We start from the raw sequence: 16,508 nt of genomic DNA on the forward strand, positions 1-16,508 counted from the left end.
ATGACCTACGAAGAGGCAAGAGCTTTTATAGATGATACAGGCCGGTACGGAGCTGTGCTGGGTCTCGGATCTGTCACGGAGCTGATGAAGCGCCTGGGAAATCCTCAGGATGATCTGAGGTTTGTACATATTGCAGGGACGAACGGAAAGGGTTCCGTTCTGGCGTATATTTCGACAATTCTGAAAGAGGCCGGCTACCGGGTGGGCCGGTATATCTCCCCGACGATTTTTGATTACCGGGAGCGGATCCAGGTCAATGAGGAATATATCACAAGGGAAGGCGTAGCGCGGCTGGCCGGCCGGATACAGGAGGCATGCCGCCAGATGACGGAGGAGGGCTTTTCACATCCGACCACCTTTGAGGTGGAGACAGCGATGGCATTTCTCTGGTTCCGGGAAATGCACTGTGACGTCGTGGTGCTGGAGTGCGGCATGGGCGGACTGACAGATGCCACGAATGTAGTGAGGACGACGCTGGTCTCAGTATTTTCGGAGATCGGCCTGGATCATATGGGATTCCTGGGAGATACGATTGAAGAGATTGCGCAGGTAAAGGCCGGGATCATAAAGCCGGGTGCGGCGGCAGTCAGCGCGGTTCAGCGGCCGGAGGCGCGTAAGGTCCTGGAAAACGTCTGCCGGGAAAAGGGAGCAGAATTTCGGGAGCTCAGAAAGGAAGAGCTTCAGGATATCAAATATGGATTTGAAAACCAGAGCTTTACCTATAAAGGCATCAAAAATCTGAAGCCGGGACTTTTGGGAAGCTGGCAGATTGACAATGCGGCTCTGGCTGTGGAGGCCGTGACAGCCCTTGGAAGCTGCGGATTTACGGTGACGGAAGAGCAGATCCGGAAAGGGCTTGCGGAAACAGTCTGGCCGGGCAGGTTTACGGTGGTGGACAGACATCCTTTGTTTATCGTGGACGGCGCCCACAACAGGGACGCGGCTGACCGGCTGTATGAGACTCTCGATCTTTATTTTTCCGGTAAGAGGAAAATTTTTATCGCCGGGGTACTGGCAGATAAGGAATACGATTACGTCATGAGCAGGCTTACGCCTCTGGCTGCGCGGGTGATTACCGTCATGACGCCTGATAATCCCAGGGCGCTGCCGGCGGAAAGTCTGGCGGAGGAGGTCCGCAGATATAATCCGAATGTGGAAGCCGCGGGGGATCTCTGTGATGCAGTGCGCAGGGCCCGGGCGTATGCGGGGGAGGAGGACCTGATTCTGGCCTTCGGTTCCCTGTCGTACCTGGGAGAACTGATCCGGCAGGTACGGACGGCAGGATAGTGTCCGGACACAGTCGGAAGGAAAGAAACGCGGGAAGGTAAGAGAGGAATGTAATATGAGAGATTTGACAGAGCTTCGCCTTGAGATAGACAGGATAGACCGGCAGATAGTAGAGCTGTTTGAGCAGCGCATGGAGATTTCCGGGGAGGTGGCGGAGTATAAGGTAGCCACCGGAAAGCGAATCCTTGACAAGGAACGGGAGAATCAGAAGCTGGAAGCAGTAAAGGCCATGACGCACAACGAGTTCAACAGCCACGGAGTGGAAGAGCTTTATAAGCAGCTGATGGCCATGAGCCGCAAGCTCCAGTATCAGCTGATGGAAAAGCAGGCTCTGGGGCGGCTGCCGTTTATCATGGTAGATAAGCTGGAAAAGGAAAATGTCCGGGTCGTCTACCAGGGAGTGGACGGGGCGTACGCCCAGCAGGCTATGTTCGCGTTCTTTGGGGAGGATGTCAACCATTTTCATGTGGAGCGCTGGAGAGACGCCATGGACGCCATTGCGGAAGGAATGGCAGATTATGCGGTGCTTCCCATCGAAAATTCCACCGCAGGCATTGTGAATGACAATTATGACCTTCTGGGAGAGTATGATAATTATATTGTAGGCGAACAGATTCTTCCGATTCAGCATGCTCTCCTGGGTACGCAGGACGCAGAGCTGTCCGATATCAGGACGGTGTATTCCCATCCCCAGGGCCTCATGCAGTGTGCGAAGTATCTGGATGAGCACCGGGACTGGAAGCAGATCAGCCTTCTGAATACAGCGATGGCGGCTCAGAAGGTGGCGGAGGACGGGGACAGATCCCAGGCAGCTATTGCCAGTCCTCTTGCGGCCAGGCAGCATGGCCTGAAGGTGCTGGAGGAGGGGATCAACCGGAGCGGACAGAATTCCACCCGTTTCCTGATTGTGACCAATCAGCCTATCTTCTGCCGGGACGCGAAAAAAGTAAGCATCTGCTTTGAGGTCACTCATGAGAGCGGCTGCCTGTACAACGTGCTTTCGCACTTTATTTACAACAATCTCAACATGTGCCGGATCGAATCCCGTCCAATCGCGGATCGGAACTGGGAATATCATTTCTTTGTGGACTTTGAGGGGAATTTAAATGACAGCGCGGTAAAAAATGCCCTGCGGGGAATCCGTGAGGAAGCGCTGAATTTAAAAATATTAGGAAATTATTAGGAGGTACCAGAATGAATCCATATGTGATTATGACAGACACCACTGCGGACCTGCCGGAGAGCTACATTCAGGAGCATCAGCTCGCGATTCTTTCCTTAAGCTATACAATCGAAGGAAATACCTATGACAGAGAAAATCCTCTGGATGTCAGAGAATTTTATGCGAAAATGAGAGCGGGCTCCATGCCGACGACCTCGCAGGTAAACCCCGAGCAGGCGAAGGAAGCGTTCAAGGCCTGCCTTGACCAGGGAAACGACGTGCTTTACATCGCTTTCTCTTCCGGTTTAAGCGGCACCTGCGGCAGCGGGATGGTCGCTGCTGAAGAAATCCGGGAAAGCGGCGAATATCCGGACAGGAAGCTCATAGTGATTGACTCCCTCAGCGCTTCGCTTGGAGAGGGGCTGCTGGTTCATAAGGCTGTGCAGCTGAAGGAAGCAGGAAAATCTATGGAAGAGGTGGCGGACTGGGTAGAGAAAAACAAGCTGCACCTGTGCCATAATTTCACAGTAGACGATCTCTTCCATCTGCACAGAGGCGGCCGTGTCTCCAAGGCCACTGCCGTTCTCGGCACCATGATTAATATTAAGCCGGTGCTTCATGTGGATGATGAGGGACATCTGATTGCTATCGGAAAGGTCCGCGGCCGCAAGAAATCCCTGGCTGCGCTGGTGGACCGCATGGCGGATCAGATCAAGGGCTATGAGGATCAGAACAGTGAAGTATTCATCAGCCACGGCGACTGCCAGGAGGACGCGGAATACGTACAGAAGCTGGTTCAGGAGCGCTTTGGGGTTGACAAATTTATAATCAACCATGTGGGACCGACGATCGGAGCCCATTCCGGCCCGGGAACTGTAGCGCTGTTCTTTATGGGGAATCCAAGATAAAAACATACAGGCGAAGATACAAAAGGTGAAGATATAAAAAAGTGAATTTACAAAAATGGCGCCGGAGAGAAACATTCCCGGCGCCGTTTTTCAGATCCAGCTTTGCAAATATAAGGATATTATTTTCTCAGATTCTCTAAAATCTCATAGGGGATTTTCAGGTTTCCCCGGCCGCTGCCCAGATCGATCAGCGGCTTGTTCTTTCCGTGAAAATCAGAGCCTCCAGAGATTTTCAAGCCCAGTTTCCGGGCAAGCCTGCGCATCTGGCTCTCGTCTGTCCCCATATTGGAGGAATAGATAGCTTCAATGCCTAGAAGCCCGAGATCTTTCAGGGTCCGGGCCAGAGATTCCAGCTCTGGCATAGACAGATGATAGAGAAGCGGGTGGGCCAGGATGGGAATGCCTCCGGCCCCCAGAATCAGGCGGATGGCGGTCTCCGGGCGTGTCCGCTTTTTTTCTACAAAGCAGGGACAGCCGTCGCCCAGGTAGCGGTCAAAGGCTTCTGAAATGGACTTTACACATCCGTGCTCGAAAAGCCAGCGGCCGAAATGCGCCCGGGTAATCACAGTGTCCTGACCATAGCTTCTGCGAAGGTCTTCCATGGTAATAGCAAAGCCTCCGACTGTGCGCAGGAGCTCCAGCATTTCCTCATTGCGGGCGTCCCGGTTCTGGCGGAAGGCCTGCAGGAGCTCCGTCAGCTCCTTTTGCGTGCGGTCAATATCCAGGCCGACAATGTGAATGTCATGCCCGTCATAGTCAGTAGAAAATTCAATGCCGGGAACGAATTCGATTCCATGCTCCGCCGCTGCTGCTTCTGCCTCTGCCAGCCCGTCTGTTGTATCATGATCGGTCAGGGCAAAAGCCGCAAGTCCTTTCCTGGCGGCGTATGCCGCCAGCTCTGAAGGCGTAAAAGTGCCGTCAGAACTGGTGGAATGAGTATGGAGATCGACATATTTCATAAACGGAATACTCCTTCTCTTTCAAATCACGACAGGAGGATCCTGTCATTGTCCAGCTCATGTCCCGCTCCCTGCCTGAAACGGCTCAGCAGCTGTTCAACGGACATGTGCTTCCGTTCCTCGCCGCCTACGTCCAGGACGATATTTCCGTCCGCCATCATCAGCGTCCGGTTGCCGAGCTCCAGGGCCTGTTTCATATTGTGGGTAATCATGAGACAGGTGATATTCTTTTTGGAAACAATATCGCGCGTCAATTCCAGCACCTTCTCTGCAGTTGCCGGGTCAAGAGCGGCAGTGTGCTCATCAAGCAGCAGAAGCCTTGGCGGTACGAGAGTAGCCATCAGAAGGGTCAGCGCCTGACGCTGTCCGCCAGACAGCAGGCCTACGGGCTGTTTCATGCGGTCCTCAAGGCCCATATGCAGAAGAGACAGCCTTTCCCGGAAAAGAGCCTTATCCCGTTTGGAAATCCGGGCAAAAGGTGCGCTTCCCTTTGTGGAGCGCAGGTATGCCAGTGCAAGGTTCTCTTCGATAGTCATGCCGGGTGCGGTTCCTTTCAGCGGATCCTGGAACAGGCGGCCGATCATGCGGCTGCGCTGATATTCCGGAAGAAAGGTCAGATTGGTTCCGTCCAGCAGGATAGAGCCCTCGTCCACGTAAAAAACGCCGGCGATCGCATTGAACAGCGTAGATTTTCCTGCTCCATTAGAGCCGATAATGGTCACGAAATCGCCTGGATCCAGATGAAGGGACAGGCCGGAAAGAGCTTTTTTGGCATTGACGGTTCCAGGGTTAAAGGTTTTGGAAATGGAACGGATATCCAGCATCTTTATCGGCCTCCTTTCTGGCGGGCTGCCATTTTCCGTTTCTGAAATGCGGCCCAGCTCTTAATAGTCGGAAATGCGATGGCAAGGGCGACGATGACAGCGGTGGCCAGACGAAGCCCCTGAACCGGCATGATTTTTGTGTAAAGTACGATTGCATAGATGAAACGGTAGATGATGGAACCGATTATGGCTGCGATGGCTCCTTTCAGCACTGTGCGCCGTCCGAGCACGGTCTCTCCGATGATGAGACAGGCCAGGCCGATTACCACGATCCCAGTGCCGCCGTTGATATCCGCCGTATTCTGATACTGTCCTACCATGGCGCCCGAAAGAGCGGTCAGAGCATTGGAGATGCACAGGCCTACCGTGATGGTAAAGGTCGGGTTGATGGAAGAAGCCCGCACCATATCGATGTTGTCGCCGGTTGCGCGGATGGACAGGCCGAGTCTTGTTCCGAGAAAGAGGACAAGCAGAACTCCTGCGAGAACCGTGACAAAGCCAGCAAGCAGGGCTTCATGCCACTGTCCGCCGATCCCGGTGTCCTCAAACAGAGAAAAAATAGTGTCTACCCGAAGAAGGCTGACATTTGCGCTCCAGCCCATAACCATCAGGTTAATCGTATAGAGTCCCATATTGGTTACAATACCTGCCAGGATAGATGGGACGCCCAGGCGGGTCTGCAGAAATGCCGTCACAAAACCAGCGCACATCCCCGCAAGCATAGCTGCGGGGATGGCAAGAAACGGATGGCCGGATGCCGCCAGCGTGACTGATACGGCAGTGCCGAGTACAAAACAGCCGTCCGTGGTCATGTCGGCGATGTCCAGGATTCGGAAGCTCAGGAACAGGGCCATGGGTACGAGCGCGTACAGGAATCCCAGCTCCAGGGCTGTCTGCAGGATGTAAAGTATAGATTGCACAGGAACATTACCTCCGAAAATCAAATATATAGCTGTTATAGCTGTGGGTATGTGCCGGATTCTATTCCTCCGTGGTCTGAACCTCGACAACCTCACCCAGATCGGAGAATACGGAATAGTCGATGCCGAGAGCTTCCGCAGTCTCAGTGTTTACAGTAATGATACCGCCCTCTGACAGGTAGTAGTCCTCCAGGCCATCCATACCCTCTGTGATGGCAGTATAGGCCAGGTCGGCAGTTTCGGTTCCAAGGTTCGTATAGTTTACGCCGCAGGTGGCAAATGCGCCGTTGCGGACGAAGGAATCAGCGCCGGTGTAGTGCGGGATACCTGCGGCAGCCAGATCCTCATAGATAGCCAGCTCGGCAGCCATGATCACATTGTCAGTCGGAGTGAAGATGGCATCCACATTATCGGCGATCAGGGCGGAAGCGGCTGCGATTACTTCATCGTTGGTGTTGGCTGTCTGTTCGGTATAAGCGATGCCCTTTTCCTCCAGGTAGGTCTTTGCGTCAGCGATGGGCTTGGTGGAGTTGGTCTCGGACAGGGAGTAGAGCAGTCCCACATTCTGCACATCAGGATTGGCAGCCAGCATCATGTCCAGGATAAGCTCTGTATTGAGAGCGTCGCTGGTGCCGGTTACATAGTCGATGCCGGTCATCTCGGCAGCTTCCGGATCGGAGATGGCTGCGTAAACTACAGGTGTCTGGGTATCCTCTGCACAAACGGTCATAACCTGGGCTGCCAGCGTAGCAACCGGGATGATAGCGTCCACGTCGTCTGCGACAGCCTGATCGCCGATCTGCTTCAGCGTCGTCTGGTCATTCTGTCCGGAATAAATCTCATAATTGATGGTTACGCCGTTCTCTGCGGCGATTGCGTCCAGCTCAGCAGCGACAGCATTTGCAATCTCATCAAGGGAAGCATGATCCATCTGTTTTACAATAGCGATTGTATATTCGGCGGTCTCTCCGGCTGCGGCATCTGTGCCAGCTGTGTCAGAAGCTTCAGTTCCGGCCGTATCTGTGGTTTCCTCTGTTGTCTCAGCGGATGTATCATTCGCAGAATCTGAGCCGCCGGAGCAGCCGATCAGGGAGAGGGAAAGCGCAGCTGCGCATCCAAGTGCCATCAGTTTTTTCAGAGTGTTCTTTTTCATAACGTCATTCTCCATTCTTTTAGATTTAGGCGGCAGATGTGGCCGGCTGTCTTGCCGGGACAGCGGCGGATGAAAAGCCCGCCGGCGTTTTCTTCTTCCGAAATTGAAAATCAAAAAAGCATTCCGGAAAATAAAAAACGCCTCTGTCCCCATACATGGGACAAAAGCGAAAGCTTCTGCGATACCACCCAAATTGACATTTCCTGCGAAATGCCCGCTCGCTACACGTACCATCATACGTGCCCCGATGGATAACGGGTGGGGTCCCGTCAGCCCCTACTTGGAAGTACTCCGTTCAAAGCCGCCCTCCGAAGCCCATTCACTGACTGTCTCACATCCCGTTTCCACCCTCCGGGACTCTCTGTGGCCTGACATCCGCCAGCTACTATTCTTCTTCACAGGTTTCTCTTGTATAACGTTACTGGTATTATATGCGGTAAAGGGCCGGTTTGTCAACTGTTTTTTCGTTCAAAAAATTGCCAGCCCCTGTAATTATGCTATAATAAATGTACCTAAAATCCACAAGGGCGTAGACATCCCTGTGGGCTTAGAAGAATCGGGATTGAACAATACTGGATGCGAGGAGGAAAACTATGAGCTTTGATATTGTAACGATGGGGCCTCTTTTATGCGAAATTATGCGCAAAGAGCTCGATAAACCGCTCGACAGGCCGGCAGATTTCAGCGGCCCTTATCCCAGCGGAGACACTGCTATTATGCTGAATGCCGCCGCAAAGCTGGGAGCAAGATGCGCCATGATTGGTGTTGTGGGAAACGACGGCTTCGGACGCTGCGTGACAGACCGCCTGAAGGAGAGCGGGGCTGACTGCTCTATGGTAAGGGTTCACCCTGAAGCCTCTACAGGAGTGGCTTTTGTGTGCTATTACTCTGATGGAAGCAGAAGCTTTCTGTATCATGTGCATCATGCGGCGCCGGGGATGCTGACGGCAGATGATGTGGATCTGGATAAAATCAGGGACGCGAAGTGGCTCCATGTGAGCGGCTTCGCACTGTCCACGAATCAGAACAGTGCAGATGCAGTATATAAGATGGTAAAGGGGGCGTCGGAGAAGACAAAGGTGTGCTTCGATCCTAATATCCGTCCAGAGGCCTTGAGTGTGGAGGAGATAAAAGAATTGTGCCATCCGGTGCTTGAACGCGCCGATGTCATTTTTCCCAGCAGGGGAGAGGCCATGATGTTCACAGGCGCGGCTACGGATGATGAGGGATGCAGGCAGTGGGCTCTGGAAGGAAAAATCGTCGTACTGAAAAATGGAGCTGCAGGCTGCCGGATCTATGCGGGGGATGAGGTCATTCAGGTTCCCGGCTTTCAGGTGGAGGAAGTAGATCCCACCGGAGCAGGTGATACCTTCTGCGGTGCATTCCTGACGGCAATGATTGAAGGGAAGAGCCTGACAGAATGTGCCCGTTTTGCAAATGCGGCTGGAGCTATGTCTGTGCGGAAGCGCGGGCCGATGGAGGGAGCGCCTTCCAGAGAGGAGCTGGAAGCATTTCTGAAGGAGGCCGGCAGCCCGGAGGCATAGGCCGTCAGCGCGGGGATGCTCCTGAGCTGAGAAACTTTTTCAGGCGGGCGCCAGAGGCGGCGCCCGCCAGGCTGGCTGCCGCCCAGCCAATCACGCCTGTCAGGCTGAGGAGGATTCCCAGGCGCTTTCCGGGAGCCTCAAAGAGAAGATGAATTTCATGCTCTCCGGGGCTTAAGGGCGTTCCGGCAAAGGAAGTGTTGACCCTTGAGGGGCGGACCCTCTTACCGTCTACAAGGAAGGTCATCCCATTCTGCAGGGGAATAGAGGTGATAAACCATCCGCCCCTTGGAGCGCTGGCCCTGCATGCGAGAATTTCTCCGGGAGAGGAATTTAAGGCTTTGGCGGGAAGGACGCTTTTTTCAGTAAAAACGGAGGCGTCCAGCAGAAAGAACTGAATGCTTCCGAGCGTATAGTGTCCTTTGGGCAGGGTGATTTCCAGGGTTCGGAGCTCCTTTTCTGCAGAAGAAAAGGCGTAGTAAAAGCGGCTGTTTCCGTTGGGATAAGGGGCGTTCGGGGCAGAAAGCTTGTTTTTTACGCCGTTTATGGTAATGACGACCGCGCTGCGCGTATGATTTTCTACCTGAAAATCCAGAAGCAGAAGCTGATCCTTCAGGGGCTTCTGAAGGGACAGCGTCAGCCTGGTGTCTTCGGAGGCTGTGATCTCAAGGCTGTGCTGGCCCCTGGAATCGGCAGTCTCTGAAATGGTTAATGAAGAAGGAAGCTTTCCGGTGCTCAAGGCAGGGGAGAAGCTTTGAATTTTAGAATTCCAGTCTGCACGGCCGGAATCGGGCGTGACGGCATACCGTGCCAGCGCTTCCGCCTGCTCCCAGCCTGCAAGCTTTTCAAACTGTGCCTCGGGCATGGTTCTGTTTGTCACATACGCTGTCGGAAGGACGCGTTCATTTTCGGCTACGGCCATATCCCCATTTTCCCAGAGCACATGGTATCCGTCCGGAATCCGGGAGGGTTCTGTCTCCACATAACGAATCCCCATAAAATGCAGAAGAAACGGATTATCAGCCGCCAAAATTGCCAGGCGGTTGTTGATCTGGATCGGTGTTTTCAAAAAGTCATAATATACCTGAGAGTACGCTCCGTTGTAAACGGAGGAATACATGGTGCTTTTGTTCCGGCCGTCAGCTATGTCCATATTGCTTTTGGTCATGGGCTGAGAGAGGGAATCCCAGCGGTACAGGGCAGAGGCCTTTGGCCTGTATTCCGGTTCGGACAGAGCGGAAGCCAGCTTCTCCCGGGTTACAAAATCCTCTGTGGAGGCCGAGTGGAGAAAACAGAAAAAGGGCATCACAAAAAGGAGTGAAAAGGCTGCCCTGGAAAGAGTCCTGTGCGGAGCTGCCATATTTTTTGGGGCCAGCATCCAAAGGAGTACGGCTGCAGCAAAAAGGATCAGCAGATCTGCCAGAACCATGCCCCGGAGGCTGCGTTTCAGATACAGCCCTGCCACGGCCAGCATGGGCAGGAAGGGCCAGAGCCTCCAGCAGGCTTTCCCGGAACGGAGGTCTGCAAGCAGCCTTGTGGAATGAAGCAGGAGAAGGGGAAGAAAAGGAATCAGGATCTTGGATCTGGCATACAACGTTGCATTCAGCAGGTAGGAAGCGCCGCCCCATAGCAGCAGGATCAGGAAAATCAGACTGTCAGTCCTGTATTGCTTCAGGCTAAGTCCGAGAAGAAGAAGGTAGAGGACCAGCATGGTGAGGCCCAGACCATAGGGGCTGTAGAGCAGGGAGCTTAGGTTTCCGAAAAAGGTGAAAAGACCGCTGTCGGCTGCTGCAGACGCCCTCCTGTGCTCCAGGATGGCAAGGCCTGTGGGAAGCAGCAGAGCCGCCGACATGCAGGCAGCCAGAGCTGAGGACACAAGCCAGGGGCGGAAGAAGGCTTTCCCGGATTTCTTCAGCCAGTACCAGCCTGTGGCGAGAAAGCAGGCCGGCGCATAATAAAAGCTGTGCAGACAGATAAGCAGCAGAAAAAAAGGCAGCATGGGAGGCATGCGCCTGGAATTTTTCTGGACTGCCAGAAGAGCCAGCAGCAGAAACGGCATGTAGTTGACGAACATCAGCTGTCTGTGTGTATGAAAAAAGCAGGAAGCGGTGAGAAAGAGCAGGCTTCCCATAAAAGCGTACGGACGGGACAGCTGTTCCCGGCGCAGCAGCAGGTAAAACAGAAGTACGCTGGCCAGGTATCCGGCCAGAGAATAGAAAATCAGAATCTGATACATGGGCACGGACGGCAGGAGGCAGCCAATCAGGATGTCAGGCCGCAGGTACCCATAATAGGAGAACTGGAAGCCGTTGCTGCCTCCGCCCAGAGCCAGGAAATCAGGCAGCAGGGTGTTCTGCTCCAGACAGGCGTTCCGGATGGTTTCAGCCAGAGCAGCATGCTGGCTGAGCCAGTCTGTGTTGGAGCCATAGACGCAGCCGGAAGGCAGAGAAAGGGCAATCAAAAGGATGAAAAGCCCTGTAAGCAGCAGAGGGCATGCAAGCTTCCTCATGAATTCTCATCTCCTGCGATTACCTTTTCGATGCCCCTCATATCCGCAGCGATATCCGTAAAAGAGCTCCAGTAGCTGCCGATCAGCTTATCCGTGGCTGCCAGGCAGTACAGGTCAAGAAGCGCGTCGTGCATGCCCTCCACGGAATTCCGGTCAATGGTCCGGTTCTGGTTGCTGATGATTTTTCCGGGAAATTCCCGGCGCAGCAGCTCTTCCTCGGACTGGTCGTCGGTAGCCAGGAAAAAACGGGTCTCCGGATGAGCCTCGAGCTCCTTTTTCATCTCTGCGAGAAACTGCTCTGTCGTACTTTTTCCCATGGAAACTGCATTGTCCGTGCGGCGGATATGGACGCCTACGCAGCGGGGCGCGAAATCCCCTGTGAAGGAATCAATGCGCTTCTGCAATGCCGGAGTGGGTACGTAGAGGCTGTAATTGTGGGAAGGATAAAAATGCTCCCAGGTAAAGATATAAACCCGCTTCTTCAGCGAACGATAAAAATTCTCATTTAAGACGCCGTACGTCTTGTTGTTCAGTATGTCGTCGTTTCCGAAGCGCTGGCCGGCCGTGAGCTGAAGCAGAAGCTTCCGGGGGTCGCGCAAGGAACGGATATTGATGATTTTGATGCCCGGCTCTGTGACCGGAAGGAACAGATCCTCGAAGGAGCAGTTCAGCTCGGGACACAGATACCAGAGTACGATCAGCCTTTCTTTTCTGCGCTTCGCAAGCTCCCATGCCGAATTAATTACTCGTATTCTATTGCATAAACCGCCTGAAGGTTGTATTATTACCATAGTGTATCCTGCCGTAGCCACGCACAGGAGGCGGTGGCTGCGGTCTGCCTTTCTATATCATATACAGAGAATGTCTGACGACACAGGCATTATACCATTTAAAAAAAATACAGACAAGGGAGAAGTTATGAAACCGCAGAAAATAAAGAATCTGTTTCTGAGACAGAGTTATCAGGACGCCTGGGAGGAGTATGAAAAATCTCTCACGAAGAAATACTTTATTCAGTGGGATTATGTGATTCTGACAGCGTCCAACGAGGAGCAGGCGGCAGCCTATCAGGCGCAGATTGACGCGCGCCTTGCGATGGGGCGGCTGGCTGCCGGGACGGTATATAAGGTGCTTCCGGATCCGGACGGAAGGCGCGTGGGCTCGGGAGGAGCCACCTTTCATGTGATGAAATATTTGAGCGAATGCGGGGAGGGAGAGCGGTTTTTCCGCGGAAAGAGGATTCTTGTCATCCATTCCGGCGGAGACTCTAAGCGGGTTCCCCAGTATTCGGCCTGCGGGAAGCTGTTTTCTCCGGTTCCGCGGGAGCTGCCGGACGGAAGGCGCTCTACGTTGTTTGATGAGTTTATGATAGGTATGGCAGGGATGCCGGCCCGTTTTAAGGAAGGCATGCTGGTGCTGTCCGGAGACGTGCTGCTGCTGTTTAATCCGCTGCAGATTGACTTCACGTTCCGGGGAGCGGCTGCCATTTCGATCAAGGAGAATGTGGAGACAGGAAAGGATCACGGGGTATTCCTCGGAGACGGGGACGGCTATGTGGCGAATTTTCTCCATAAGCAGAGTGAGGAGCAGCTTCGCGCCCTGGGTGCGGTGAATGAGCACGGAGCGGTGGATCTGGACACGGGCGCCATTATGCTGGACTGCGATCTGCTGGAGAGCCTGTTTTCCCTGATTGGGGAGAAGGGAAAAATCGTTCCGGAAAAGTATGAGCGCTTTGTAAATGAGAGGGCGCGCATCAGCTTTTACGGTGATTTTCTGTATCCGCTGGCTTCCCGTTCCACATTTAAACAGTACCTGAAGGAAAAGCCGGAGGGAGAGTTCTGCATAGAGCTTGAGGAATGCCGGAAAGAGATCTGGGAGGCTCTTCACCCCTATTCTCTGAAGCTTTTGTGCCTGTCTCCGGCTCAGTTTATTCATTTCGGAACCACAAGAGAGCTTTTAAGCCTTGTGACGGAGGAGATCGATAACTACGAGTTCCTTGACTGGAAGCGCCAGGTGCTGGGAGTGGAGGAGGAAGAAAGCTCCTGCGCCTGCAGCAGCAGCTACATTGAGCGGGATGCAAGGGCAGCAGCTTCTTCTTATATAGAAGACAGCTATATTTACGGCGGAACGGTTGTGGAAGAGAACTGTGTGATTTCTGCTGTGACGCTGCGCGGAGAGAGGATTCCGGCCCACACCGTCCTGCATGGGCTGAAGCAGAAGGGCGGAAGCTTTGTAGTGCGTGTCTATGGGGTAAATGACAATCCTAAGGGTACGCTGGAAGAAAACGCGCCCTTCCTGGGGGGCACGCTTGGAACGTTTCTTGACAATGCCGGTCTTGCGCCGGAGGAGGTCTGGGAGCAGGAAGGGCATTTTCTGTGGACCGCAAAGCTGTATCCAGTCTGCGGTTCCATCGAGGAGGCTGTAAAGGCCGCCATGGAGGTTCTTGCGCTGGCGGCAGGGGAAACGGAGCATGCCGCCGCCTACCGCTCCAGAAAGCGCCTCAGCCTTCAGGAGAGCTTTGAGCATGCGGATGTGAAGGAGATCGTGGCCTGGCAGGAGAAGCTTGGGACTCAGGTTCGGATTGCCCGCTTCCTGCTGGCGCTGGAGCAAAGGAAAAGCGTGGAGGAGGCGGGAGCGGTCTTCGGAAGCCAGGGCGTCACGCCCTCCCAGGTGGAAAAGCTCCGCAGAATCGCGGAAAAATCAGAGTTTGGAATCCGCATGAGGATTTATTATTATCTGTCCAGGCTGACAAAGGGCCAGGTAAGCGAGGAGCTGGAAAACCAGTGCTTCCGTTATATCTGTGACAGCCTGTATGAGGCCAGCATCGGAGACGCTCCGAAGGATGAGGCCTATTATATTACCAGGGACGAGGTGACGGTAGAGCTTCCTATCCGTGTGAATTTCGGAGGAGGCTGGTCTGACACGCCGCCCTACTGTAATGAGCATGGCGGCACAGTGCTGAACGCCGCGGCGAAGCTGAATGGGATCTGCCCTGTGGTGGTGACTGTGAAGCGGATCGAAAAGCCATGCATTGCCCTTGCAAGCACAGATTCCGGCGCTTATGATGAATTTACGGATTTGGAGCGTCTGCAGAACTGCCGGGATCCCTTTGATACCTATGCCCTTCACAAGGCGGCCCTTCTGGCCTGCGGAATCGTTCCGCTGGCAGGGGAGGCTTCCTTCGAGAGCATCCTTCAAAAGCTGGGCGGAGGCCTTTACCTGTCTACGGCAGTTATGGGAATCCCCAGAGGTTCAGGCCTTGGAACGAGCAGCATCCTTTCCGGAGCCTGTGTAAAGGCTATTTTCCAGTACATTGGAAAGGAAGTCACGGAGAACGAGCTGTATTCCTATGTGCTCTGCATGGAGCAGCTGATGAGCACAGGCGGCGGCTGGCAGGATCAGGTGGGCGGCCTGACAAATGGAATCAAGCTGATTACGACAAAGCCGGGCCTGAAGCAGGACATCCGCGTGCAGCATCTGAATATTCCGGAACAGGCCGTAGAGGAGCTGAAAAGCAGGTTTGTCCTGATTTATACAGGACAGCGGCGGCTGGCCAGAAACCTGCTCCGGGAGGTCGTGGGCGGCTATATCGGATCCAGCCCGAATTCTCTGGAGGTGCTCTATGAGATTCAGAGGGTGGCCGTGCTGATGAAGTTTGAGCTGGAAAAGGGAAATATCGACGGCTTTGCCAGGCTTTTGGATCAGCACTGGGAGCTGTCAAGACGCCTGGATAGCGGAAGTACAAATACCTGTATCGATCAGATTTTCTTAAGCTGTGAGGATTTGCTTGCGGCCAGAATGATCTGTGGAGCGGGAGGCGGCGGTTTCCTTCAGGCTATTCTGAAAAAAGGGTGCACGAAGGAAGAGCTGCGGGAGAGAATCCGCAGTGTATTCCAGGAGAGCGGCGTAGATGTCTGGGACTGCGAGCTGGTATTTTGAGATTGGCTGTCATTACGGGGGGAACCCTGGAGGGAGCCAGGAGGACAGAGATTTGAAGGTATTACAGATTAATACGGTCTGCGGCAGCGGAAGCGTGGGACGCATCACGGTAGACATCGTTCATGCGCTGGAGGAGGCCGGAGACGAAGGGATGATTGCCTTCGGAAGAAGGCAGGCGCCTGAAGGAGTGAAGACCTGGAAATTCGGTACGAATCTGGATATGGGTGTTCATGTGCTCCATACTTTTTTTAAGGGAGAGCACGGCTTTGCTTCCTCAAAGCAGACGGCAAGGCTGATCGAGAAGATCAAGGAGTATGATCCGGATATTATCCATCTTCACAATATCCATGGCTTTTATCTGGATGTGGAACAGCTTTTCCGGTATCTGAAAACGTCCGGAAAGCCGGTGGTCTGGACCCTTCATGACTGCTGGAGCTTCACCGGCCACTGCGCGCATTTTGATTACATCGGCTGCATGAAATGGAAGACAGGCTGCGGAAGCTGTCCCCAGTATAAGAATGTTTATCCTTATGCGCTGTTTAAGGACAATTCAGCCGGAAATTATAAAAGAAAGAAGGATGCCTTTACAGGCGTGCCGGATCTCACGGTAGTGACGCCGTCCCGGTGGCTGGCGGGCTATGTCCGGGAATCCTACCTGGGAGAATACCCTGTGCAGGTGATTCCCAACGGGATTGCGCTGGACAGGTTCCGCCCGGTGAATGGCGGCCTGAGAAAAAGGCTGGGCTTTGAAAACAAATATATTCTGCTGGGAGTGGCCAGTATGTGGGAGGAGAGGAAGGGCTACGCCTATTTTGAACAGCTGGCGGACAGGCTTGACGATTCGTATCAGATTATCCTCATTGGCCTGTCGAAACGGAAGCTGAAAACGCTTCATCCCAGGATTCACGGCGTGATGCGGACGAACAGTATGGAGGAGCTTGCAGAATATTACTCCATGGCAGATGCCTATGTGAATACGACTCTTGAGGATACCTTCCCCACGACGAACCTGGAAGCGCTGGCCTGCGGGACGCCGGTCATCACCTTTGCCACAGGGGGCAGCGTGGAATCGGTGGATGCCTCCTGCGGGAAGATTGTGCCTAAGGGAGACATAGAAGCGCTGATCCAGGCGATCGAAGAGCTCAGGGGCGAGCCGGACAAAAAGGAAGCCTGCCTTCGCAGAGCTGCCGGATACGATAAAGACGACAGGTTCCAGGATTATCTGAAGCTTTACAGGAGCCTGCTTGAGAGACAGGGACGGCAGGCAGTGCCGGGACAGAATACAGGAACAGAGCAGTAGACAGAA

Annotated in this window: 12 protein-coding genes and 1 other annotated feature; of the genes, 6 read left to right on the forward strand and 6 right to left on the reverse strand. The window is 53.8% G+C overall.

Annotated elements, in window-relative coordinates; all coding sequences use genetic code 11:
* The 3 genes from B5E77_RS08820 to B5E77_RS08830 are packed head-to-tail and all read left to right on the forward strand — an operon-like array spanning position 1 to position 3,357.
* A complete protein-coding gene (locus tag B5E77_RS08820; RefSeq protein WP_087165007.1) occupies positions 1 to 1,287 on the forward strand; it encodes a bifunctional folylpolyglutamate synthase/dihydrofolate synthase in 1,287 nt (428 codons plus the stop codon).
* A 55-nt stretch (positions 1,288 to 1,342) separates the two neighbouring features.
* Entirely contained in the window at positions 1,343 to 2,470 is a 1,128-nt protein-coding gene (gene pheA / locus B5E77_RS08825; protein WP_087165008.1) for a prephenate dehydratase, read from the forward strand.
* Positions 2,471 to 2,481: 11 nt separating this feature from the next.
* Positions 2,482 to 3,357, forward strand: coding sequence for a DegV family protein (locus tag B5E77_RS08830; RefSeq protein ID WP_087165009.1), 876 nt, complete (start codon positions 2,482 to 2,484; stop codon positions 3,355 to 3,357).
* A gap of 119 nt (positions 3,358 to 3,476) precedes the next feature.
* On the opposite strand, the gene B5E77_RS08835 is transcribed toward B5E77_RS08830, so the two are convergent.
* The 4 genes from B5E77_RS08835 to B5E77_RS08850 form a co-directional block, all read right to left on the reverse strand.
* On the reverse strand, positions 3,477 to 4,316 hold the full coding sequence (locus tag B5E77_RS08835) for a PHP domain-containing protein (protein WP_087165010.1): 840 nt from the start codon (positions 4,314 to 4,316) through the stop codon (positions 3,477 to 3,479).
* Positions 4,317 to 4,342: 26 nt separating this feature from the next.
* Entirely contained in the window at positions 4,343 to 5,140 is a 798-nt protein-coding gene (locus B5E77_RS08840) for an ABC transporter ATP-binding protein (protein WP_087165011.1), read from the reverse strand.
* Between the two features lie 2 nt (positions 5,141 to 5,142).
* On the reverse strand, positions 5,143 to 6,060 hold the full coding sequence (locus B5E77_RS08845; protein ID WP_330394654.1) for an ABC transporter permease: 918 nt from the start codon (positions 6,058 to 6,060) through the stop codon (positions 5,143 to 5,145).
* 61 nt (positions 6,061 to 6,121) lie between these two features.
* Positions 6,122 to 7,213 carry an ABC transporter substrate-binding protein gene (locus B5E77_RS08850; protein WP_087165099.1) on the reverse strand — a complete coding sequence of 364 codons (1,092 nt, stop codon included), beginning with the start codon at positions 7,211 to 7,213 and terminating at the stop codon, positions 6,122 to 6,124.
* 153 nt (positions 7,214 to 7,366) lie between these two features.
* Positions 7,367 to 7,621: a binding site (T-box leader), on the reverse strand.
* 185 nt (positions 7,622 to 7,806) lie between these two features.
* Between B5E77_RS08850 and B5E77_RS08855 the strand changes: the two genes are divergently transcribed.
* Positions 7,807 to 8,757, forward strand: coding sequence for a sugar kinase (locus B5E77_RS08855; protein WP_087165012.1), 951 nt, complete (start codon positions 7,807 to 7,809; stop codon positions 8,755 to 8,757).
* 4 nt (positions 8,758 to 8,761) lie between these two features.
* Here the strand turns inward: B5E77_RS08855 and B5E77_RS08860 are convergent, their stop codons facing one another.
* Positions 8,762 to 11,263, reverse strand: a complete 2,502-nt coding sequence (locus B5E77_RS08860) for a YfhO family protein (protein ID WP_087165013.1) — start codon at positions 11,261 to 11,263, stop codon at positions 8,762 to 8,764.
* On the reverse strand, positions 11,260 to 12,054 hold the full coding sequence (locus tag B5E77_RS08865; protein WP_087165014.1) for a hypothetical protein: 795 nt from the start codon (positions 12,052 to 12,054) through the stop codon (positions 11,260 to 11,262). The genes B5E77_RS08860 and B5E77_RS08865 overlap by 4 nt, the downstream gene beginning before the upstream one ends.
* A 127-nt stretch (positions 12,055 to 12,181) precedes the next feature.
* On the opposite strand from B5E77_RS08865, the gene B5E77_RS08870 reads away from it, so the two are divergent.
* Entirely contained in the window at positions 12,182 to 15,202 is a 3,021-nt protein-coding gene (locus tag B5E77_RS08870; RefSeq protein ID WP_087165015.1) for a fucose pyrophosphorylase domain-containing protein, read from the forward strand.
* Complete coding sequence (locus B5E77_RS08875; RefSeq protein ID WP_204248036.1) at positions 15,174 to 16,502, forward strand: glycosyltransferase; 1,329 nt, start codon at positions 15,174 to 15,176, stop codon at positions 16,500 to 16,502. The genes B5E77_RS08870 and B5E77_RS08875 overlap by 29 nt, the downstream gene beginning before the upstream one ends.
* The last annotated feature ends 6 nt before the right edge of the window (positions 16,503 to 16,508 follow it).

Source organism: Lachnoclostridium sp. An131 (assembly GCF_002160825.1).
GTDB lineage: Bacteria > Bacillota > Clostridia > Lachnospirales > Lachnospiraceae > Laedolimicola.